Annotated in this window: 17 protein-coding genes; 5 read left to right on the top strand and 12 right to left on the bottom strand. The window is 69.5% G+C overall.

The features are described 5' to 3' along the window. Positions 1-136 precede the first annotated feature (136 nt). Both ACIBJH_RS01700 and ACIBJH_RS01695 read right to left on the bottom strand, forming a co-directional pair. Positions 137-673 (bottom strand): alkyl hydroperoxide reductase, encoded by a 537-nt coding sequence (locus ACIBJH_RS01700; protein WP_399114864.1) that lies wholly within the window; start codon positions 671-673, stop codon positions 137-139. Between the two features lie 7 nt (positions 674-680). Beyond that, a complete protein-coding gene (locus ACIBJH_RS01695; RefSeq protein ID WP_399114863.1) occupies positions 681-1,232 on the bottom strand; it encodes a peroxiredoxin in 552 nt (183 codons plus the stop codon). 134 nt (positions 1,233-1,366) lie between these two features. Here ACIBJH_RS01695 and ACIBJH_RS01690 point away from each other — a divergent pair, with 134 nt between their 5' ends. The 4 genes from ACIBJH_RS01690 (at position 1,367) to ACIBJH_RS01675 (ending at position 4,264) form a co-directional block, all read left to right on the top strand. Then, positions 1,367-2,323: a LysR substrate-binding domain-containing protein gene (locus ACIBJH_RS01690; RefSeq protein ID WP_399114862.1), complete on the top strand. Its 957-nt coding sequence runs from the start codon at positions 1,367-1,369 to the stop codon at positions 2,321-2,323. Positions 2,324-2,499: 176 nt separating this feature from the next. Then, entirely contained in the window at positions 2,500-3,402 is a 903-nt protein-coding gene (locus ACIBJH_RS01685; RefSeq protein ID WP_399114861.1) for a MarR family transcriptional regulator, read from the top strand. Between the two features lie 69 nt (positions 3,403-3,471). Next, positions 3,472-3,831, top strand: coding sequence for a roadblock/LC7 domain-containing protein (locus ACIBJH_RS01680; RefSeq protein WP_399114860.1), 360 nt, complete (start codon positions 3,472-3,474; stop codon positions 3,829-3,831). A 4-nt stretch (positions 3,832-3,835) separates the two neighbouring features. Continuing rightward, on the top strand, positions 3,836-4,264 hold the full coding sequence (locus ACIBJH_RS01675; RefSeq protein WP_019072752.1) for a hypothetical protein: 429 nt from the start codon (positions 3,836-3,838) through the stop codon (positions 4,262-4,264). 28 nt (positions 4,265-4,292) lie between these two features. Here ACIBJH_RS01675 and ACIBJH_RS01670 read toward each other — a convergent pair whose 3' ends face one another. From ACIBJH_RS01670 to ACIBJH_RS01650, 5 genes are all read right to left on the bottom strand, one after another. Further along, positions 4,293-6,632 (bottom strand): ABC transporter permease, encoded by a 2,340-nt coding sequence (locus tag ACIBJH_RS01670; protein ID WP_399114859.1) that lies wholly within the window; start codon positions 6,630-6,632, stop codon positions 4,293-4,295. Then, on the bottom strand, positions 6,629-7,321 hold the full coding sequence (locus ACIBJH_RS01665; protein WP_399114858.1) for an ABC transporter ATP-binding protein: 693 nt from the start codon (positions 7,319-7,321) through the stop codon (positions 6,629-6,631). The genes ACIBJH_RS01670 and ACIBJH_RS01665 overlap by 4 nt, the downstream gene beginning before the upstream one ends. Continuing rightward, the gene (locus ACIBJH_RS01660; RefSeq protein WP_019072749.1) at positions 7,318-7,842 is read right to left on the bottom strand and encodes a PadR family transcriptional regulator; all 525 of its coding nucleotides are present in this window, start codon (positions 7,840-7,842) and stop codon (positions 7,318-7,320) included. The genes ACIBJH_RS01665 and ACIBJH_RS01660 overlap by 4 nt, the downstream gene beginning before the upstream one ends. A gap of 105 nt (positions 7,843-7,947) precedes the next feature. Then, a complete protein-coding gene (locus ACIBJH_RS01655) occupies positions 7,948-8,181 on the bottom strand; it encodes a hypothetical protein (protein WP_399114857.1) in 234 nt (77 codons plus the stop codon). Continuing rightward, positions 8,178-9,104: an SPFH domain-containing protein gene (locus ACIBJH_RS01650; protein ID WP_399114856.1), complete on the bottom strand. Its 927-nt coding sequence runs from the start codon at positions 9,102-9,104 to the stop codon at positions 8,178-8,180. The genes ACIBJH_RS01655 and ACIBJH_RS01650 overlap by 4 nt, the downstream gene beginning before the upstream one ends. Before the next feature lie 246 nt (positions 9,105-9,350). Here ACIBJH_RS01650 and ACIBJH_RS01645 point away from each other — a divergent pair, with 246 nt between their 5' ends. Then, complete coding sequence (locus tag ACIBJH_RS01645) at positions 9,351-11,711, top strand: transglycosylase domain-containing protein (protein ID WP_399114855.1); 2,361 nt, start codon at positions 9,351-9,353, stop codon at positions 11,709-11,711. Between the two features lie 62 nt (positions 11,712-11,773). Here the strand turns inward: ACIBJH_RS01645 and ACIBJH_RS01640 are convergent, their stop codons facing one another. From ACIBJH_RS01640 to ACIBJH_RS01620, 5 genes are all read right to left on the bottom strand, one after another. Then, positions 11,774-13,231, bottom strand: coding sequence for a catalase (locus ACIBJH_RS01640; protein ID WP_399114854.1), 1,458 nt, complete (start codon positions 13,229-13,231; stop codon positions 11,774-11,776). Between the two features lie 97 nt (positions 13,232-13,328). Further along, complete coding sequence (locus tag ACIBJH_RS01635) at positions 13,329-15,413, bottom strand: SpoIIE family protein phosphatase (RefSeq protein WP_399114853.1); 2,085 nt, start codon at positions 15,411-15,413, stop codon at positions 13,329-13,331. A gap of 302 nt (positions 15,414-15,715) precedes the next feature. Beyond that, the gene (locus ACIBJH_RS01630; protein ID WP_399114852.1) at positions 15,716-16,408 is read right to left on the bottom strand and encodes a DUF402 domain-containing protein; all 693 of its coding nucleotides are present in this window, start codon (positions 16,406-16,408) and stop codon (positions 15,716-15,718) included. A 72-nt stretch (positions 16,409-16,480) separates the two neighbouring features. Beyond that, positions 16,481-17,866 carry a class II fumarate hydratase gene (locus ACIBJH_RS01625; protein ID WP_399114851.1) on the bottom strand — a complete coding sequence of 462 codons (1,386 nt, stop codon included), beginning with the start codon at positions 17,864-17,866 and terminating at the stop codon, positions 16,481-16,483. A gap of 59 nt (positions 17,867-17,925) precedes the next feature. Beyond that, positions 17,926-20,994 carry an NACHT domain-containing protein gene (locus tag ACIBJH_RS01620; protein ID WP_399114850.1) on the bottom strand — a complete coding sequence of 1,023 codons (3,069 nt, stop codon included), beginning with the start codon at positions 20,992-20,994 and terminating at the stop codon, positions 17,926-17,928. Position 20,995: the final 1 nt, after the last annotated feature.

The following is a 20,995-nucleotide window of genomic DNA, read 5'->3' as shown; positions in this document are numbered from 1 at the left end:
CTTTCCCGCCCACCCACCCGTTCACCGTTTCTTGAAAGGTTCACCATTCGACTGACGGTGAACGGGTGGTGGGTGGGCAAAGGCCCGGGGGTCTGGGGGCGGAGCCCCCAGCGGGCAGCCGCACGGAAAGCCGAAGTCACACAGCCCCCAGTACCGCCTCCGCCTCCAACGTCACCCCCACCGCCTCCACCACCGCCGCGATCTTGAACGCCTCCTGGATCACGTCCCGTTCGACCCCCGCCTTGCGCAGTACCTGCTCGTGCGAGTCGAGACACATCCCGCAGCCGTTGACCGCGGACACGGCGAACGACCACAGCTCGAAGTCGACCTTGTCGACCCCGTGGTTGCCGATGACGTTCATCCGCAGCCCCGCCCGCAGGGTGCCGTACTCGTGGTCGGACAACAGGTGCCGCGTCCGGTAGAAGACGTTGTTCATCGCCATGACCGCGGCGGCGGACTTGGCGGCCGTGTACGCCTCCGGCGACAGGTGGGCCTTCGCCTCCGGCGCCAACTCCCGCAGCACTAGCGGCGATCGGGACGCGATCGCCGTCGCGAGGACCGTCCCCCACAGCTGCTGCGCCGGCAGGTCGGAGTTGCCGATCACCGAACTCAGGTTGAGCCTCAGGTCCTTGGCGTAGTCCGGTATGGCGGACTTCAGGGCGTCCAGCGACATTGTCGGCTCACTTCCCGGCGAGCAGCGCGCCCGCGTCCAGCGTGGCCTCGCCCTTGGTCCAGTTGCACGGGCAGAGCTCGTCCGTCTGGAGCGCGTCGAGGACCCGCAGGACCTCCTTGGGGTTACGGCCGACCGAGCCCGCGGTCACCATCGAGAACTGGATCTCGTTGTTCTGGTCCACGATGAACACCGCGCGCTTGGCGAAGCCGTCCTCGCCCTCGATACCGAGGTCCCGCATCAGCTCGTGCCGGGAGTCGGCCAGCATCGGGAACGGCAGGTCGCGCAGGTCGTCGTGGTCCTTGCGCCAGGCGTGGTGGACGTACTCGGAGTCGCCGGAGAAGCCGAGCACCTGGGCGTCACGGTCGGCGAACTCGTCGTTCAGCTTCCCGAAGGCGGCGATCTCGGTGGGGCACACGAAGGTGAAGTCCTTGGGCCACGCGAAGACCACTTTCCAACCCTCATAGGTCTTGTGAGTGATCCGTTCGAACTCCTTGCCCTTCTCCAGCGAGACACAGGCGGTCAGATCGAACGACGGGAACTTGTCACCGACAGTGAGCACTGGCTCTCCTTGCAGCGGAAAGCACCCAAGCGGAATGGGTGCTTCTCGTGGGTTTGTCGGCCCCGATCCTGGCACAACGTGCATTGATTGTGGAAATAGCTACACTGGCGCGTGTTGATCGGAGGCGGCTATCAGTGACCGTTAGTAATACGAGTAAGAGACGCCAGCCCAGCCTGGCCCAGCTGCGCGCCTTCTCCGCGGTCGCCGAACACCTCCACTTCCGGGACGCCGCCGCCGCGATCGGCATGAGCCAGCCCGCCCTGTCCGGTGCCGTAGCCGCGCTGGAGGACACCCTCGGCGTGACCCTCCTGGAGCGCACCACCCGCAAAGTGCTCCTCTCGCCCGCCGGCGAGCGGCTCGCCGTACGGGCGCGGGCCGTGCTGGACGAGGTCGGGGCGCTGCTGGCCGAGGCGGAGGCCGTGCGCGCTCCTTTCACCGGGGCGCTGCGCCTCGGGGTCATCCCGACCGTCGCGCCGTATCTGCTGCCGACCGTGCTGCGGCTGGTGCACGACCGGTACCCGGACCTCGACCTCCAGGTGCACGAGGAGCAGACCGCGAACCTGTTGGAAGGGCTGACCACCGGTCGCCTCGACCTGCTGCTGCTCGCCGTGCCCCTCGGGGTGCCCGGGGTGGTCGAACTCCCGCTGTTCGACGAGGACTTCGTGCTCGTCACGCCGCTCGGCCATCCGCTCGGCGGGCGCAGCGGCATCCCGCGCGAGGCGCTGCGCGAGTTGAACCTGCTGCTCCTGGACGAGGGGCACTGCCTGCGCGACCAGGCCCTCGACATCTGCCGGGAGGCCGGGCGCGCGGACGCCCCGGTCACTACGACAGCCGCCGGGCTCGCCACCCTCGTGCAGCTCGTCGCCGGCGGGCTCGGGGTCACGCTGCTGCCGCGCACCGCCGTACGCGTCGAGACCACCCGCAGCGACCAGCTCCTCACCGGCTACTTCACCGAGCCCGCCCCGACCCGCCGGATCGCCCTCGCGATGCGCACCGGAGCCGCCCGCCGCGCCGAGTACCAGGAGCTGGCCGCCGCCCTCCGCGAGGCCCTGCGACCGCTGCCGGTGCGGGTGCTGGGCACCGGTAACTGACCGACCCCGTTCGGTCAAATGAGCGTCGGACAAAGGAAATCGAACGGCGGGAATTCTCAACTTCCGTCACCCGCAGGCAGGTAGGAAGAACCCCGCCGGAATATGCGCTCGGACTGATACACCTTCACCCCTCAGCGCTACACGTCAGGTGCGTGTACGAAAAGCCTAGGGGAGTGATGTCGGGCATTCGGGATTCCCTCGGCCGGGTCGGTCACGACCTGCTCGCGGCGGCTCTCTCGGCCTGTGGGCGCGAGGAGTTCACCGGGGGGCTGCGGGTGTCCGGCAGACCCGGCGGGATCTTCCATCTGCGCGGCGGGCTCGTCATCGCGGTGGAGAGCCCCGGCGCGCCGGGCCCCGAGGCACTGCTGCTGCGCTCCGGCCGGGTCACCGGCGAGCAATGGGCCGATCTGGTGCGGGAGTCGGGCGGCTCGCGCTGGCCGGTGGCCGGACTGATCGCCCACGGGTACGCGGGCGCGGCCCAGTTGCGGATCGTGTGTGTGCTGGCCCTGCACGACGCGGCCTTCGCGGTCGTCGCCGGAGACGTCGACCACTGCGAACGCGCCCCGGACGCAAAGCCGTTGGCCCCCGTCGGCATCGGCGAACCCCCGATCCGGCTGCTCCAGGACGGGGCCCGCAGACTCGCCGCGATCGCCGCGCTGCCGTATCCCGTACGGCCCGACCTGGAACGCCCCCGGGCCCCGGCCGGCGGCCTCGACGAGGCCGGACTCGGCATGCTGCAACGGGAGTTGCTCTCCCATGTCGACGGCCGCCGTACCGCCCGCGATCTCGCCTTCCGGACCGGGCGCGGGGTCTACCCGGTCACCGCCGAGGTCGCGCGGATGCTCGCCGAGGGTCTGCTGGAGTGCTCGGACGCCCCGGTGCCGATCCCGGTCCGGGTGCCGGCCGAGGAGCCTGTCCTGCGTCGTGAACCGGCGCCCGCGCCACCGCAGTTCACCGCGCCCACCGCGCTGCCCCGCCGTAATCCGGGGGCCAGCGGCATCACCGAATCTCTCGTCCCCGAAAAGAGCGGGGCGGGCTGGAAAGGGTTCTTCCGCCTGCGGAACGGAACCTCGAAATGACCCTGACGACAACATGCGATCAGTTTTAGGGGAGTTGAGTAAGTGGATCACAAAGCCCTGACATTGGAAATGCGCACACTGCGGGAACAGGTGACCGGAATCACCGACACCGCGCTCACGGCGGCCGACGGACTGCTCATCGCGGCCGACACCGCCGATTCGATCGACCCGGAGGTCCTCGCCGCGCTCGCCGCGGCCGGCCTGGGCCTGGCCCGGCGCACCGCCGCGGCCACCGACCGCGGCACGCTGCGCCAGACGGTGACGTACGGAAGTCACGGCTGCGCCGCGACGTACGCCGTCGGCGACACCGCGCTGATGGTGGTGCTCGGCGACGAGGGGATGGACGTGGACCGGCTGCATCTGGCGGCCCGGCCGACGCTCGACCGGATCGAGTCGATCCTCACCGAGAAGGCATCAGAAGGAGTGTGAAGGGATGGCGACGAAGCGTATGACCCCAGGATTCTCCGACCAGGTGATGGGCCTGGTCAAAACCCTCCGGACCGATGCCCCCGACTGTGTGGCCTCGGGCGTGGTCGACATGTCCACCGGCATGCTGCTGTCGTACGAGACCATCGACAACCACCCGCCAGAGGTCCTCGACCTGCTGGCGGGTGCGACCCTCGACCTGTTCCAGGGCCGGACGGTCGTGATGATCGAGGACGTCTTCAAGGAGCGTCGCGGGATCACCAGTGACCACCACTTCTTCCAGGAGATCCTCGTCAACAGCGAGAACCTCACCCATCTGTTCGTGCGGATGACCGAGCAACAGGACGTGGTCGCCGTGGTGGTCTGCCGCAAGTCGGTGAACGTGGGCATGCTCTTCGCCCAAGTCCGGCGCGTGGTGCGGGAGTACGGACTCTGACGAGGGCGGACGGGCGGCTGCGGGCGGACTACTCCGTGCGCAGCCCGTCCGGCCGCATCATCCGCAGCAGTGGCGGCAGGCTGAGCAGTGTCACCGCCAGGACGACCGCCCCACCGATGCCGGTCATCATCAGCACGCTCGTCCAGTCGACGACCACCGGCGTGGCCGTCATCTTCAGCAGCACCGTGCCCAGGGTCAGCCCCACCGTCGAGGCCAGGGCCAGGCCCAGGCCGATCGGGATCGCCGTCTGCCACAGCACCGACAGGCTCAGTGTGCGCCGCCGGGTGCCGAAGGCGACCAGCGCCGACAGCAGCTTCCTGCGCTCGCGCAACTGCTCCAGCTGCGACACCAGCAGGCTCGCCCCGATGAGGACGAGCACACAGGTGGCGCCGACCAGCAGTCCGGTGCGGATGGACGTGAACTGCGCCGACTGCCGGGTGGCCACCAGGGTGAACACGTCCGACAGCGGGTCGAGCTTCGCGGCGGTGTTGCGCACGTAGTCGGTCGCGTCCGCCACCGAGGTGTCGAGCGTGATGAACACATGCTGGTTCAGGGTCTGCCTCGCGTTCGCGGGCAGCGCGCCCGAGGTGATCAGCAGTCCGTCGCGGGCGTAGCCGGTCGGGTCCTCGCGGTGTGCCGCCGTCTTCAGGCCCGCGGGCACCTTCCAGGCCACGGTGTGGGCCGGTGACGAGTCGTACGACGGGTCGAAGTACACCGTCCGGCCCGCCTTGGCCGTCTTTGCCGTCTGGAGTTCGGAGTCGGTGCCGCCGCCGGTGATCCGGTAGATGTCACCGTCGCGGCACCCCGTCAGACGGGCCACCTGCTGCAGATCGGCGCAGCTGCCGACGGCGACTTCCAGTTCGGCGTTCGGGTTGTCGGCCCGGTCGCCGACCGAGGTGAGCGAGATGGGCGAGGTCCGCCGCACGCCCTTGGTCCGGGCGAGCTGCCCGTTGGCCTGGGCCAGCGAGGTGCCGCCGTCGACGGTGACCTCGATCTGGGCCCGGTTCACGTCGTTGCCGGTCTCCTTGGTGTAGTCGCCCTCGACGCCGGCGAACAGCATCTGCAGCGCGATCGCACCGGCCACCGCGACCGCGATGCCGTTGACCATCCTCGCGGCCGTACCGCTGCTCAACTGGAGCCTGCGGACGGCGAGTTGCCAGGACACCGAGCCGGAGTTGAGCCGGGCCACGGTGGCCTCGACGATCCACGGCAGCAGGGCGGTGATGCCGACGAGCAGCAGGACCGTGCCGCCGATCACCAGCCACTGGTTGAAGTTCCCGTTGGTGCCGCCCTGGCCGATCATCGGGTAGAGCATCGCGAGGCCGGCCAGCGGCATCATCAGCCGCCACCACAGCCGGCGCCGCGGCGGCTTCGCCTTGCGGACCACCCCGAGCGGTTCGATGACGACCCCGCGCAGCGCGAACAGCGTCACCAGGACCGCCGAGGCCGGTACGGCGACGGCGACAGCGAGGGCGAGCAGCGGTGAGGGGTTGAGATCGCTCGGGAACATGCTGATGTCCCGCACTTCGAACAGCGACGCCAACTGCCGCCCCACCAGGAAGAATCCGGTGCCGAGGACGAGTCCGAGGAGCGCCCCCGCGAGCGCCTCGCCGCCCGCGATCCGGCGCGCCATCCGTCCGTCCGCGCCGACCAGGCGCAGCGCCGCGAGCCGCTGGTCCCGGCGGTCGCCGCCGAAGCGCACGGCCGCCGCGATGAACACGCCGACCGGCAGCAGCAGGACGACGAAGACGATCAGGAGGAGCAGCAGCAGGATCGGGTCGAGCTTCTCCGGAGTGCTGCCCGGGGAGGGCCCGAAGTAGTTGATGCGTTCGACGCTGCTGCCGGCCTGGTGCTGGTAGAGGTCCTTGCCGCCCGCGTAGTAGGCGAGTTCGGCGGGTCCGATGAGCCCGGTCTGCGCGATGGTGCCGGTGATGCGGTAGGGCAGCCGCTCGCGCAGCAGCTTGCCGGAGCCGGACTTGAGGAGCTTGTCCAGCGCGGGGGAGACGACCATCTCGCCCGGCGCCGGGAACTTCGCGACCCCCGGCGGCAGCGGCGCCTTGGCGCCGTCCGGCTCCAGCATCCGGCCGCGTACGTCCTTGGTGCGGAACGTGGTGTCGGAGTTGGCGATGACGAGGGTGTTGTCCGCCTTCGGCAGCACCTTCCCGCTGTAGGTGAAGTCCTGCCGCGCGTTGCCGCGGTCGTCGCGCTGCGACAGCGCGTTCGGCAGCGCGGTGGTGAGCAGCAGCAGCGCCACCCCGAGCCCGACGCCGACCGCCGTCAGTACGGCCCGCACCCAGCCCTCGCGCCCGCCGGCGAAGGCGAACCGCACCCCCATGGCCAGATCCGCGGCCCATTGACGCCCGTTCATACGATGCGCTCCATGTCCTTGGACTTGCCGTCCCGTACGACGATCTCGCGGTCGGAGTACGCGGCCACCCGGGCCTCGTGCGTGACCAGCACGACGGCCGCGTTGGTGGATCTGGCGGCCTCGGTCAGCAGCTCCATCACGCGCTCGCCGTTGAGCGAGTCGAGCGCGCCGGTCGGCTCGTCGGCGAACAGCACGCGCGGGCTGGTGACCAGCGAGCGGGCGACGGCGACGCGCTGCCCCTGACCGCCGGAGACCTCGCCGGGCCGCTTCTTGGCGAGGTCGTCGACCTCAAGGCGCTCCATCCACTGGAGCGAGGCGCGCTCGGCCTCCTTGCGGGCGGTGCCGTTCAGCCGCAGCGGCAGCGCGACGTTCTCGACGCAGGTCAGCTCGGGCACCAACTGGCCGAACTGGAACACGAACCCGAACTCCGAGCGGCGCAGCGCGCTGCGCTGGGCGTCGCTCATCGTCGCCATCTCCTGCCCGTTGTACATGATCGAGCCGGAGTCGGGCGGCACGATCCCGGCGAGGCAGTGCAGCAGCGTCGACTTCCCGGACCCGGAGGGCCCCATCACGGCGACCACCTCACCGGGGTGGATGGAGAACTCGGCGCCGTCGAGCGCGGTCGTCGGTCCGTAGGCCTTGCGCAGCTCCTGGGCCGCGAGCAGGGAACCGGCGGGATGTGTCGTCACTTGGCCACCACCTCGGCGAGCTTTTCGAGACGCGCCGCGGTGAGTTCGAGCCACCGCAGGTCGGCCTCCAGATGGAAGAGGGCGTGGTCGCAGATCAGCTGGTCCGCGAGATCGCCCTTGCGCTTGCGGTCGGTCAGGATCCGCATGCCGCGCAGATGCTCGGAGCGCTGCACATCGAGGATCTCCGCCGCGTCGCGGTGCGTGAGCAGCGCGAGAACGACCTTGGTGTAGAGGGTCGACTGCAGATACGGCTCGGGCTTCTCGGGCGTCGCGAGCCACTTCTGTACGTCGGTGATCCCGGCGTCGGTGATCGCGTACCGCTTGCGCTCGGGACCGCCGCCCGCCTCGATGCCGTCGACCTCGACGAGGCCGTTCTTCAGCAGGCGGGACATCGTCGAATAGACCTGGCCGTAGTGCAGCGGCCGGTCGTGACCGAACTTCTCGTCGAAGGCCCGCTTCAGGTCGTAACCGTGGCGCGGGCCGGACTCAAGGAGCCCCAGAAGGGTGTGACCGATGGACATGCGGAGCACTCTACACAGTGCGTATACCCGGTGTGTATACGCACTGTGTGTAGATCATGGCCGGGGGTACGGCCCCGCAGGTGGGGGCCGATTGTCACGGTTGTGTCACTGGGGCGGCCGACCGCGGCGGGGGATGGGCCCGGCGTCCCCGGGAAGCCGCCCTGCCTCCGCGAGAGCCCGCCGCAGCAGGAACTCGATCTGCGCGTTGGCGGACCGCAGTTCGTCCCCGGCCCACCGCGCGACGGCCTCGTACACCGCGGGGTCCAGCCGCAGCAGCACCTGCTTGCGTTCCTGCTGCGGCCGGCGCTTCGCCCCGGAGGGCTCCGAAGGGTCTGTCACTGGTAGAGGGTCCCCGTGTTCAGCACGGGCTGCGGCGCCCGGTCCCCGCAGAGCACCACCAGCAGGTTGGACACCATCGCCGCCTTCCGCTCGGAGTCCAGCTCCACGATGTCCCGCTCGGTGATCCGGGCCAGCGCCGCCTCGACCATCCCGACCGCCCCGTCCACGATCTGCCGCCGGGCCGCGACGACCGCCCCGGCCTGCTGCCGCTGGAGCATCGCCGAGGCGATCTCGGGCGCGTAGGCGAGATGCGTGAAGCGGGACTCGATGATCTGGACGCCGGCCGCCTCGACGCGCGCGCTCAGTTCGAGGACGAGTTTCTCGGTGATCTCCTCGGCGTTGCCGCGCAGCGAGAGCCCGCCCTCGTCGTGGGAGTCGTAGGGGTACTCGATGGCGATGTGCCGTACGGCCGCCTCGGTCTGGATGGCGACGAAGTCGCTGTAGTCGTCCACCTCGAAGGTGGCCTGCGCGGTGTCGCGGACCTTCCACACCATGACCGCGGCCAGCTCGATCGGGTTGCCGTACGCGTCGTTGACCTTGAGGACCGCGGTCTCGTGGTTGCGGACCCGGGTGGAGATCTTCGTGCGCGCGGTGAAGGGGTTCACCCAGCGCAGCCCGTCCTGCCGGATGGTCCCCCGGTAGCGCCCGAAGAGCTGCACGACCCGGGCCTCGCCCGGCGCCACCGTGTTCAGCCCGCGCATCGCGATGACCGCGGCCAGGAAGACGAGGATGCCGCCGACGATCAGCGCGGCCTTGCCGCCGGGCGCGGTGACCGCGGTGGCGGTGGCGAGCAGTCCGGCGGCCAGCAGCAGCCCCGCCAGTCCGAGGACGAGCGCCAGCGCGCCGCCGATGCTGTGCGCGGCGAACTCGCGCACACGCGGGGCGGGCATCTCGGGTACGTCCGCGGGCGTGTCCGTGGTCATGGTGGTCCCCCTGTGTCGGTTCATATCTCGGTTCTAGCAATCTGATATCAGATTACCCCTCCATGGCAACCCTCAACCCCTTTCGGACGTCGGTTCCATAAGGACGGGTGCTGATTGTCACGTCCGTAATGGGCCGGATCGGCAGCCCTTTGTCACAACTCCTGGTGTTAGCTTTCTGAGCTGACTTGACGGGCGAACCTGTGTGACACCAGAGCACAAGAGAGCGAAGCGGAGCGGAACGGACTCATGGGACGAGCGGAAGAGAGACGAGCGCGCCAACGCGGTGGCCACCGCGCGGCGCCCAAGACCCGCCGCTCGTCGGGGGCCACCGCCACAGCCACAAGGCCGGCGGGGGGCGCCTCGGACGGCACGGGCAGCGCGGATGCCAAGGACGCCAAGAGCGGTAAGAGCGGTAAGAGTTTCATACGCAGACTCTTCACCTGGAAGAAGATCCTCGGCACGTTCCTCGGCTTCTGCCTCCTCGGCATCGGCGCGTTCATCGTGCTCTACATGATGATCAGCATCCCCGAGGGCAACGCGACCGCGAAGCTCCAGAGCAACGTCTACAAGTACAGCGACGGCTCGATCCTGACCCGCAGGGGCCAGGTCAACCGGGAGAACGTGGACCTCTCGCAGGTCCCGAAGCCCGTCCAGGAGACCTTCGTCGCCGCCGAGAACAAGACCTTCTACAAGGACGCCGGCGTCGACCTCAAGGGCACCGCGCGCGGCCTGCTCAACACGCTGTCCGGCAAGGGCGCGCAGGGCGGTTCGACGATCACCCAGCAGTACGTCAAGAACTACTACCTGACGCAGGACCAGACCGTCACGCGCAAGCTGAAGGAACTGGTCATCTCGCTGAAGCTGGACCGTGAGAAGTCCAAGGACTACATCCTCGCCGGGTACATCAACACCAGTTACTACGGCCGCGGCGCCTACGGCATCCAGGCCGCCGCGCAGGCCTACTACCAGGTCGACGCGAGGAAGCTCTCGGTCGAGCAGGGCGCCTATCTCGCCGCGCTGCTCCAGGCTCCGAACCAGTACGACTGGGCGATAGCCACCGACACCGGCAAGAAGCTGGTGAAGGCGCGCTGGAACTACGTACTGGACAACATGGTCGAGCAGAAGTGGCTCAGTTCCACCGAGCGTGCGGGCATGACGTTCCCGACCCCCAAGGCGCCCAAGGCCGAGGCCGGCATGGAGGGGCAGAACGGCTACCTGGTGACCGAGGCCAACGCGGCGCTGGAGAAGCAGCTGATCTCCAGTGGCCAGGCCGCCAACACCAAGGAGGCCGAGGCGCTGGTCGACGTGGGCGGCTGGACGATCACGCTCAACATCGACAAGAAGAAGCAGGCCCAGCTGGAGAAGTCGGTCAAGTCCCAGCTGACCAGCAAGCTCAACGCCAAGAAGCGCAAGGTCGACGGGAACGTCCAGCCGGGCGCGGTGTCCGTGGACCCGAAGACGGGCGCGGTCGTGGCGATGTACGGCGGCGCGGGCTACACCCTGCACTACCGGAACAACGCCACCCGCACCGACTACCAGCCCGCCTCCACCTTCAAGCCGGTGATCCTCGCCGCGGCCCTCGCGGACGACGCCAAGACGCAGTCCGGCAAGACGATCACCGCCGACACGCTCTACGACGGCACCAGCAGGCGTCCGGTCGTGGGCAGCGACGTCGCCTTCGCGCCGGAGAACGAGGACGACCAGAACTACGGCAAGGTCACCGTCCAGACGGCGATGAACAAGTCGATCAACTCGGTCTTCGCGCAGCTCGGTGTCGACGTCGGCATGGACAAGGTGATGAAGACCGCCGAGCAGCTGGGCATGGACCCCGGCGACCTGAAGGCCGTACCGGCGCAGACCCTCGGCACCATGGGCGCGAGCCCGATGGAGATGGCCGGCGTCTATGCCACCTTCGACAACCACGGCCGGAAGGTCACCCCGGCGATCATCAAGTCGGTGTCGCACAACACGCGCACGCTCACCATGCCGAACCCGATCGGCGCCCAGGTCATCCCGCGCGAGGCCGCCGACACGGTGTCCTCGGTGCTGACCGGTGTGGTCGACGACGGTACGGCGAAGGTGTCGGTGGCCGAGAACAGCAAGCGCGACGGGCAGCAGGTCGCGGGTAAGACGGGTACGTCCGACAACAACCTGTCGGCCTGGTTCACCGGCTACACGCCCGACCTGGTGACTTCGGTGGGCCTGTTCGGTGAGGACGCCAAGTCCCACGCCCAGGTCCCGCTGACCGGCGCGACCGGTCTGATCACCGCGGGCGGCGGCCGTATCAACGGTGGTGGCTACCCGGCGCAGATCTGGGCGACGTACATGTTCGGAGTGACCAAGGCGAACAGCAAGTTCGACCTGAACACCGACCAGGGCGCCGCCGTAGAGCCGGACTTCACGCCGACGCCGAGCGCGACCGTGTCGGCGACACCGTCCGAGACGCCGACGACGAAGAGTCCCTCGCCGACCCCGACGACCGAGTCGCCCACGCCGACCCCGACACCCACGCCGACCCCGACACCCACCCCGACGCCGACGACCAGTCCGCCGATCACACCGGGCGACGGCATCACCGACCAGCCGCTCGACCAGTTCGGCCAGTAGCCGGGTCGTACGAGCGAGAGGGCGCCCGGCACACGCATCGCCGGGCGCCCTCTCGCGTGCCGCTACTCGAAGTTCGCGGCGATCCGGTCGCCGAGTGCCTTGTCCACGTGGCGCCAGTAGAGCAGGGCGCGGTCGAGGACCGAGCGGGACACGTCGGCCTTCAGATGGCCGGTGACGTTCGACACCAGCCGGTCGCGGGCCGCGTCGTCCAGGACCTCGCGGACCATCGTGCCGGCCTGCCCGAAGTCGTCGTCCTCGCGGTGCAACTTCGTTGCCTCGCGGACGAGTTCACCGGCGGTCTGCCAGCTCGCCGGGTCGCCGAACTGTCCGTAGTCGGCAGCCGGTCCGCCGTAGGAGTTCGGGGCGTACGGCCGGGCCGCGTTGGACGCCTCGTACCGCATCGGGCCGTCCTTGGCATAGGAGTTGACCCGCGAGTGCGGCCGATTCGGCGGCAGCTGGGCGTAGTTGGGGCCGATCCGGTAGCGGTGGGTGTCCGGGTAGGAGAACAGCCGGCCCAGCAGCATCTTGTCCGGGGAGGGGCCGATGCCCGGGACCAGGTTCGAGGGCTCGAAGGCGGCCTGCTCGATATGGACGAAGTAGTTGTCCGGGTTCCGGTTCAGGGTCATCCGGCCGACGTCGATCAGCGGGTAGTCCCCGTGCGGCCAGACCTTGGTCAGGTCGAAGGGGTTGAAGCGGTAGTCCGCCGCGTCCTCGAACGGCATGATCTGGACCTTCAGGCTCCAGCTCGGCGCGTTCCCCGACTCGATCGACTCGTGCAGGTCCCGGCGGTGTTTGTCGCCGTCGGACCCGGCCAGTTCGTCGGCCTCGGCCTGGGTGAGGTACTCGACGCCCTGGTCGGTCTTGAAGTGGTACTTCACCCAGAACCGCTCACCGGCGCCGTTGATCCACATGTAGGTGTGCGAGCTGTAGCCGTTCATGTGGCGGTACGTCTTCGGGATGCCGCGGTCGCCCATCAGCCAGGTCACCTGGTGCGCCGACTCGGGGGAGAGGGTCCAGAAGTCCCACTGCATGTCGTTGCTGCGCAGCCCGGTCGCCGGGTGGCGTTTCTGCGAGCGGATGAAGTCCTGGAACTTGATGGTGTCCCGGACGAAGAAGACCGGGGTGTTGTTGCCCACCATGTCGTAATTGCCGTGTTCCGTATAGAACTTGAGGGCGAAGCCGCGCGGGTCGCGCCAGGTGTCGGGCGAGCCCTGCTCACCGGCCACGGTGGAGAACCGGGCCAGCATCTCGGTGCGTTTGCCGGGCTGGAAGAGGTCGGCCCGGGTGAACTGGCTGACGTCGTTGGTGACTTCGAAGAAGCCGTACGCGCCGCTGCCCTTGGCGTGCACCACCCGCTCGGGGACCCGTTCCCGGTTGAACTGGGCCATCTTCTCGATGAGGTAGTGGTCCTGGAGCAGGATCGGGCCGTCGGGTCCGACGGTGAGCGAGTGTTCGTCGCTCTCCACCGGGATGCCGACGTTGTTCGTGGTGTACGGAGTGTGCTGGGGTGCCTGCGTCACGAGCGTCCTCCTGTTCGGAAGAAAGTAGGTCGCTTTCGCTTCGCGTACCCCAGCAGTCAACTCCCACGCCGGGACCTCGGCAACTTTTGGACGGGGTCTAATTCCGGTTCAGTTCGAACCAGACCACCTTTCCGGTGCTGAGCCGGGTCGCTCCCCACCGACGGGCCAGTCTGTTGACCAGGTAGAGCCCGCGCCCGCCCTCGTCCGTGGCCCGCGCCTGCCGCAGCCTGGGCAGCTGGGGCACGTCGTCGCCGACCTCGCAGCGCAGCACATCGGTCCGCAGCAGCCGGAGCGTGACCGGCCGCGAGGCGTACCGCACGGCGTTCGTCACCACCTCGCTGACCAGCAGCTCCACCGAGTCGCTCATGTCCTCCATGCCCCAGCGGGCCAGCGCCCGCCGGGCCAGCCGACGGGCCTGACCGGGCGCGGAGTCCTCCGGGTCGAGGAACCAGTACGCCACGTCGCTCGGCGCGATCCCGTCGAAGCGGGCGGCGAGCAGCGCGATGTCGTCGTCCCGGTCGCCCGGGCCGAGCATGTCGAGCACCTCGTCGCACAGGGCTTCCAGGGGCGGCGGATGGTCCGGCCCGGTGAGCTGCGCGACCGCGGCCAGCTTCTCGCGCAGCTGCTCTATGCCGGTCCAGACGTCCCTGAGGCGCGACTCGACCAGCCCGTCCGTGTACAGCAGCAGCGTCGCTCCGGCGGGTGCGTCCAGTTCCACGGCCTCGAAGTCGACGCCGCCGACCCCGATCGGGGCGCCGGGCGGCACCCGCAGCACCTCGGCCCGGCCGCCCAGGTGCAGCAACACGGGTGGCGGATGGCCCGCGTTGGCGATGGTGATGCGGTGCGAGACCGGGTCGTAGACCGCGTAGAGGCAGGTCGCCATGCGGTCGGTGCCCAGGCGCTGGGCCTGTTCGTCGAGGTGGTGCAGGACCTCCTGCGGGGGCAGGTCGAGCCCGGCCAACGTCTGTGCGGTGGTGCGGAGTTGGCCCATGATCGCGGCCGAGGTCATGGAATGCCCCATGACGTCGCCGACCACGAGGGCGACCCGGCTGCCGGGCAGCGGGATCGCGTCGTACCAGTCGCCGCCCACCCGGGCCGTCTCGGCGGCCGGAAGGTAACGCGAGGCCAGCCGCACACCGGTGGGGCGCGGCAGAGTCTCGGGGAGCATGGTGCGCTGCAGCTCGTCGGCGATGTACGCCTCACGGCCGTAGAGCACCGCCTTGTCGATGCCCAGGGCGCTGTGCGTGGCGAGTTGGGCCGCGACCAGGAGGTCGTCGGCCTCGAACGCCATGCGCTCGGGGCGGCGCAGGAAGAGCGCGGCGCCGATCACCCGGCGCCGGCCGCGCAGCGGCGCGAGGATCGCCCGCTGGCCGGCCGGGACGATCAACTCGCCGCCCTCGCCGAGCAGTTCGGGCAGTGCGGCACGGGCGGCCGGGGAGTCGGCGAAGACGGGGCGGACGCCCCGCAGCACCTCGTTCAGCGCGCCGCCGGGCCTGACCTCGCACAACTCGGCGGTGACCGCCGACAGTTCGGACGGCTGCTCGGGCTGGAGCGCGGGCATGAAGCCGTTCTCCGTGTCCCGCTCCTCCGGGATCCGGTCGGTACGGCGCAGCCGCAGCACGACGGGACCCGTGGGCCGCTCGTCGCCGACCGGCAGCGGGTCGCGCAGATAGACCAGGATCGCGTCCGAGAAGGTCGGCACGGTCGCCCGGCACAGCCCCATCACGATCTCGTCCAGGTCGATGCCGCGGGCGATCCGCCGGGTCGCGGCACCCACGAAGCGCAGCCGGTCCCCGTCCCGCCGCATCGGCATGGGACCGCCCGGGGGCAGTCCCTGTCCCGTACGGCGCTCCTTGGCGGCGGAGTCGGGGCCCGGCTGGGCCGGGATGCCCTCGGGCGCGGGACGCGGGCGGTGGGCGTCGGGTTCGGCGGCCGAGGGCTGGGAGTGCTCGGAGCCACCTGCGGTGTCGGGCTTCACAGGGGTACCTGCCGGGTCCTTCCCCTTGGCGCGGGACGTGCTCGTACCCGGTGCCGAGGACGGCTCACCGGTGCGTGCCTGAGCCGGTAAGGCCGGGGCACCGGACGGCCTTGGCGGCGGCGTCGGGGTACGCAGAAGCGCCCCACGGGGGTCCGTGGGGTCGGCGCCCTGTGGGCGCTCGAAAGAGGTGGGGTGCTCCGTCACGCGTGTCGAATCCGTCCGTCCGGGACCGCACGTGTCGCGTGCGGATCGTCCCGCCGAAATGCCGATACCCGGAATACGTGCCCCAGGAACGGAATTCCCGCGTGGTCAGAGGCTGTTCCTGTGTCGCCGGTGGACCGGCGGCCCTCAGAACCGGTGTCGCCGGTGTTGCCCTCGTACCCCTCGCTCACGTCCTGCCGCCCCTCGGTGACATCTGGTCAGTCCCGGTACATGCTCCGGGAGTTGTCGCGGTGCCCTTGCGGAGGACGATCCTACGGTTGCGCACCGGGGGCGCATCAAGGGTCTCATGTGGACATGTGCGCGGGGGTGCGGTCCCAGTCCTCCGGAAGTGAAGGTACAGCCCAGGACGGATCCGGGCGCCAGTGCTGCCAACCATCCGCGAACGGCGGACCCCACGAGCGGATCGTCTCCACCGCCGACCAGCCCGCTTTCCGTACCCGCTCGGCGAGTTGGGGATCCATCAGCCCGTCCCGCTGGGCCTGCGCGAACTCGTCCTCGTCACGCCACTGCCAACTCCGGTCGGGGTCAACGGTGATGTCCAGGAAGTGGTCCTCGGAGTCGACCCCGCCGGCCCAACGGGCCAGCGGTTCCTCAAGGTTCACGTACCAGTTCTTGAACCGCCATCCCGGCTCCCAGAACAGCCACACCGACCACGGCTCACCGGGCCGCGCCAGCTTCAGCACACCCGTACCGAACCAGCGGTCCAGCTGGACCGTGCGCGGCTTGGTGTACCGCGTCTCCAGCGGCTCCCCGTGCACGGAGGTGCCGTCCGCGAGCACCGGCTTCACACACTCGGTGCCGGGCGCCATCCAGACCGCGAGCAGCTCCTCGTCGTCGCGGACGACCGTGACGGGGCGGGCGATGTGGAAGCGCGGTCCGGCGTTCTCCCGATAACGCCACAGGATCTGACTCCCGGGCGCCCAGAAGGCCGTAGACGTACCCGCTTCCACCGCTCTCACCGCTCCACCGTCTGCCATGAACAGATATTAGGTGCCCCGGGCATACGACGCTGCGGCGCGCGTCACGGTTCTCGCCATGGCGACAATTGGTTACGGACGCGTCATCCGCAGGACATCGAGGGCCTCGTCGAGCTGCGCGACGGTCAGATCACCGCGCTCCACATAGCCGTTCTCCAGCACGACTTGGCGGATCGTCTTGCGCTCCGCCAGTGCCTTCTTGGCCACCTTGGCGGCCTCCTCGTACCCGATGTACTTGTTCAGCGGCGTGACGACGGACGGCGACGACTCGGCGTACTCACGCGCACGCTCCCGGTGCGCGACGATCCCGTCCACGGTCCGGTCGGCGAGCAGCCGCGACACGTTGGCGAGCAGCCGAATCGACTCCAGGACATTCTTGGCGATCACGGGGAGCATCACATTGAGCTCGAAGTTGCCCGCGGCCCCGGCGGTGGCGACGGTCGCGTCGTTCCCGACGACCTGCGCGGCGACCATGAGCACGGCCTCCGGAATCACCGGATTGACCTTGCCGGGCATGATCGAGGACCCCGGCTGCAGATCCGGCAGCGAGATCTCGGACAGCCCGGTACGCGGCCCGGACGCCATCCACCGCAGATCGTTCGCGATCTTCGTCAGCCCTACGGCGATGGTCCGCAGCTGCCCGCTGGTCTCGACGATCCCGTCCCGGGCACCCTGCGCCTCGAAGTGATCCCGCGCCTCGGTCAGCGGCAGCCCGGTGACGAGGGAGACCTCCGCGATCACGGCGGCGGAGAACCCGGGCGGGGTGTTGATCCCGGTACCGACGGCGGTCCCGCCCAGCGGCAGCTCGGCCAGCCGCGGCAGCGAGGCCTGCAACCGCTCGACGCCGTACCGCACTTGGGCCGCGTACCCGCCGAACTCCTGCCCCAGGGTCACCGGGGTGGCATCCATGAGATGCGTCCGCCCGGACTTCACGACATCGGCGAACTCGACGGACTTGCGCGAGAGCGCGCCCGAGAGATGCTCCAGGGCGGGGATGAGGTCGTGGATGACCGCACCGGTGGCCGCGATGTGGATGGAGGACGGAAACACGTCGTTGGACGACTGCGAGGCGTTGACGTGGTCGTTCGGGTGGACGTCCCGCCCCAGCCGCTCGGTCGCGAGGGTCGCGATCACCTCGTTGGTGTTCATGTTGGACGAGGTGCCGGACCCCGTCTGGAACACGTCGATCGGGAAGTGCTCGTCCCACGCCCCGCCGGCCACCTCACGGGCCGCCTCCTGGATCGCCTCCGCGATGTCCTTGTCCAGCACGCCCAGTTCGGCGTTCACCTTGGCGGCGGCACCCTTGATCCGGGCCAGCGCCTCGATGTGGGCGCGCTCGATGCGCTGCCCCGAGATCGGGAAGTTCTCCACGGCCCGCTGCGTCTGCGCCCGCCACTTGGCGTCCGCCGGGACCTGTACCTCGCCCATGGAGTCGTGCTCGATGCGGTAGTCGCTCATACCTGTATATCGACCGGGAGGGCGGGGATGTTCCGGGACCGGTCCGCCGAATGGTCTGGTCAACGGGTACGAAGCTGCTCGTCCAGCCTGCCCAGCTCGTCGAGCAGCCGACTGTCGTCCCGCCATTTGGTGAGCTGGGCCAGGGCTTCGGGGGAGATTCCGGGGGTGGGCTCGGTGGGGGAGCCGCTCTGGAGGACTGTGATGCAGCGGCGGAGGGTCTGGCGGTCCAGGGCCAGGGGGGCGCCTCGGGGGACGGTGCGGATGCGCGACACGTAGTCGGTGGCTTCCTTGGCGTCGCGGAGGCCGAAGAGGGCGGTGAAGAAGGCGGGGCCGCCGGGAGAGCCCTGCGCGATGGCGCGGGTCAGGGTGCGGTGGCGGCGGAGTTCGCGGTAGAGGGGGCGGATGGCTCGGCGGAACACCGGGGGTGCGAGTGTGTAGATCACTACTGCACCGCCTCCCACTAAGAGGGCGTACAGCACCCGTGGCGTGTGCTGGACCACTGTCAGCAAGTAGTTGACGAGAATGGCTGTCCCGAGCATCAGTGAGATGGCTAAGGCCACCAGGGCGGTGCGCAGAGCGAGTCTCTTCTTCAACAGCCTGCGAACCAGATGACTTTCGAACACAAGGACGTACGGCACGACGAACACCACTCTCGGCGCGCTGAATCGCCAGGAGGGAGAGGCCCGACGAACAACGTAGAGGAGACTGGGTCCCCACAGGGCGGCGTAGGTGCTCAGCAGCGTCCAGACCAGTGCCCAGACCGCCGAGTCCTCTCTTGAAAACACCAGCAGCACCAGGATCCCCATCGCCAGTGCACAGAGAGCCGCGGCTCCCACGGCGATGCCCACCGTCAACCGTCCGAACCCGATCCTGACCGTTCGGACGCCGCCCTGCTCCAGAAACCTGTGGATCAGGCGTCGCCCCGCTCCGTAGGACAGAGGCTCGCTGACCTGGACGTACCAGAAGAGGATCCAGATAGGGCCGAGAACCCAGCACGAGCCCATCAGGAGGCCACCCAGTACGTCCACCAGGCCCGATTTGCCGGAGAACACCAGGAACAGCGTGCTGAGCACGCCCCAGAGCAAAACCACCTTCGGTGCCCAGCCCGCGAGCTTCCGCAGCGCGACCAGATCTTCATCCACCCGCAGCCGCCGCAGATCCCCGTCGAACGCCCGAGTTTCCGCGGCCGACGACTTCTCCCCGAGGCGAGTGACCAGCAACCTGCGGACAGCCCTGCGCACTGTCTCCGGAACCTCGGGCAACATCGCGCAGTCCCGCAGCGCCGTCATCCGCAGCCAGTTGCTCTTGCCCGCGAACGCCGCCTCCACGTACGACTGGCGCAGCCCTTCGGAGAGCAGCGGTATGCAGTCCAGGGCGAACTTGCGGTCGCTGATGCTTCCGTGCTGCCACGCCCTCGCCACCAGGTCCTCGACCAGCGTCCGCACGGGCGCGTGCGGCAACTCCGGCCGGCCCTGGTAGGCGGCGGTCAGCAGTTCCAGGGTGTGGACGGCCCGGGGCGACCAGGTGAACCCCTCCGCGCCGGCCCGGTCCGCATGGTCGCGTTCGTCGGCCAGGACCTCGCTCAGCGCCTCCAGCAACGGGTCCGTGACCTCGACCGTACCGTCCTGGAGCACGGTCACGGCGGTCTCGCGCCACTGCCCGCTCGTCGCCAGCTCACGGGGCGGCACGGCCGACGGGTGCTGGGCCACGTACCGGCTGGCGAAGTACTGCAGGACGCGCCGATGGCCGAAGAACATCCTGCGGCCGGACTGCTCGGCAGGTCCCGCGCCGCTCTCGTTCCCCATCGGTTCTTCCGGAGAGGAGACCAGGATCCGTGACTCCGCGAGCACGCGGATCATCAGGTCGCGGGTCGCGGGATCCCCGGCGTCCCGGGAGATCTCGCCCCGGAAGGTCCGCTCGTCCACGGACAGTCCGCCCCGCGTCCCGGTCAGCTGGAACGCGAAGCGGGCGAGGAAGTCCTCGATCCGACGCTGCGGTCCGCCGACCCGACCGGTGGGCTCAGGGCCGTCATGGCTGTCACCGCCGTCACGTCCGACCGCCGACGACAGCGCCTTGCGCAGCCGCGACGCGGCGTACTCCTCGAACAGCGCGCTCGGACGGTCCGGTACGGCGTCCCTCTCCCGTACGTACGTGGCGAGGAGATGCAGGCTGAGCGGATTGCGCAGCTCGGTCGCGAACCCCCGGCGCGGGTCTGTCAGCAGCGCCTGCACGCGCGCGAAGTCAGCCTCCTTGAAACCGAGTCTGCCCAGGAACACCTCCTGCTGTTCCGGATCCAGGCCGAGAAGCTGGAGCCGGGTCCAGCCCGACGCACGAGGGCCCTTGTACTCCCGCGCGGCGACCACGCACCGCCCGCCGCCCTCGACGAGTTCGATGACGGTCTCGATGTACGGCGCCACCGCGGCGTCGATCGTCGGACTGTCGAGTACGGCCGGGATCTCGTCGAAGGAGTCGAGCAGCAGGGTGACCCGTCGCCGCTGGAGGTCCTCCGTGAAGCAGTGGGCGAAGTACGTCGCGACGGCGGTGCTGCCCCGCGGTCCGGTCTGCGCCATGATGTACCGCCGCAGTACATCGGTGTTGATCTCGTGCGGTTTCGCCCTCAGCTCGCGGAGGTTGACGTAGAGCGGCAGGGGTCCTTCCGGGTCGCGGCCCTCGGCGATCTCCTCCAGCCGCGACATGGCGTGCTGCCGCAGGGCCACGCTCTTGCCCGCGCCCGCGCCGCCCTGAAGGAGGATCAGGTCGGTCTCCGGGTGGGCCAGCACCTGCGGCAGCGGCCGGACCGCCGAGCGTTCGCGCCACCTCAGGGGACCGCGGCGGCGGCTGGTCACCGTACGACCGTCGACGTCCTCGACGATCGCGGACAGCTCGACCAGCGTGTCGTCCAGCCAGTGCATCTCGTCGAGTGTGGAGGTCAGCTTCCGCAGCAGCAGCCGGGCCAGCGACCGCCGGAAGTCCGCGGCGTCCGGAGGCGGCGGCGGGACGCTCTCCGGTGCCCCGCCGAGTGGTTTGCCGGAGCTTCCGGGAAGGTGGACGGCGCCCGCGTTGATGACCGTCTCCGCACGCCAGTTCGGCTGCTCGTAGCCCGGTTGCGCCGCGTCGGATCCCCGCATC

The organism is Streptomyces sp. NPDC050548 (assembly GCF_044457385.1).
Taxonomy (GTDB): domain Bacteria; phylum Actinomycetota; class Actinomycetes; order Streptomycetales; family Streptomycetaceae; genus Streptomyces.
This window is presented reverse-complemented; position numbering and strand designations above follow the sequence as displayed.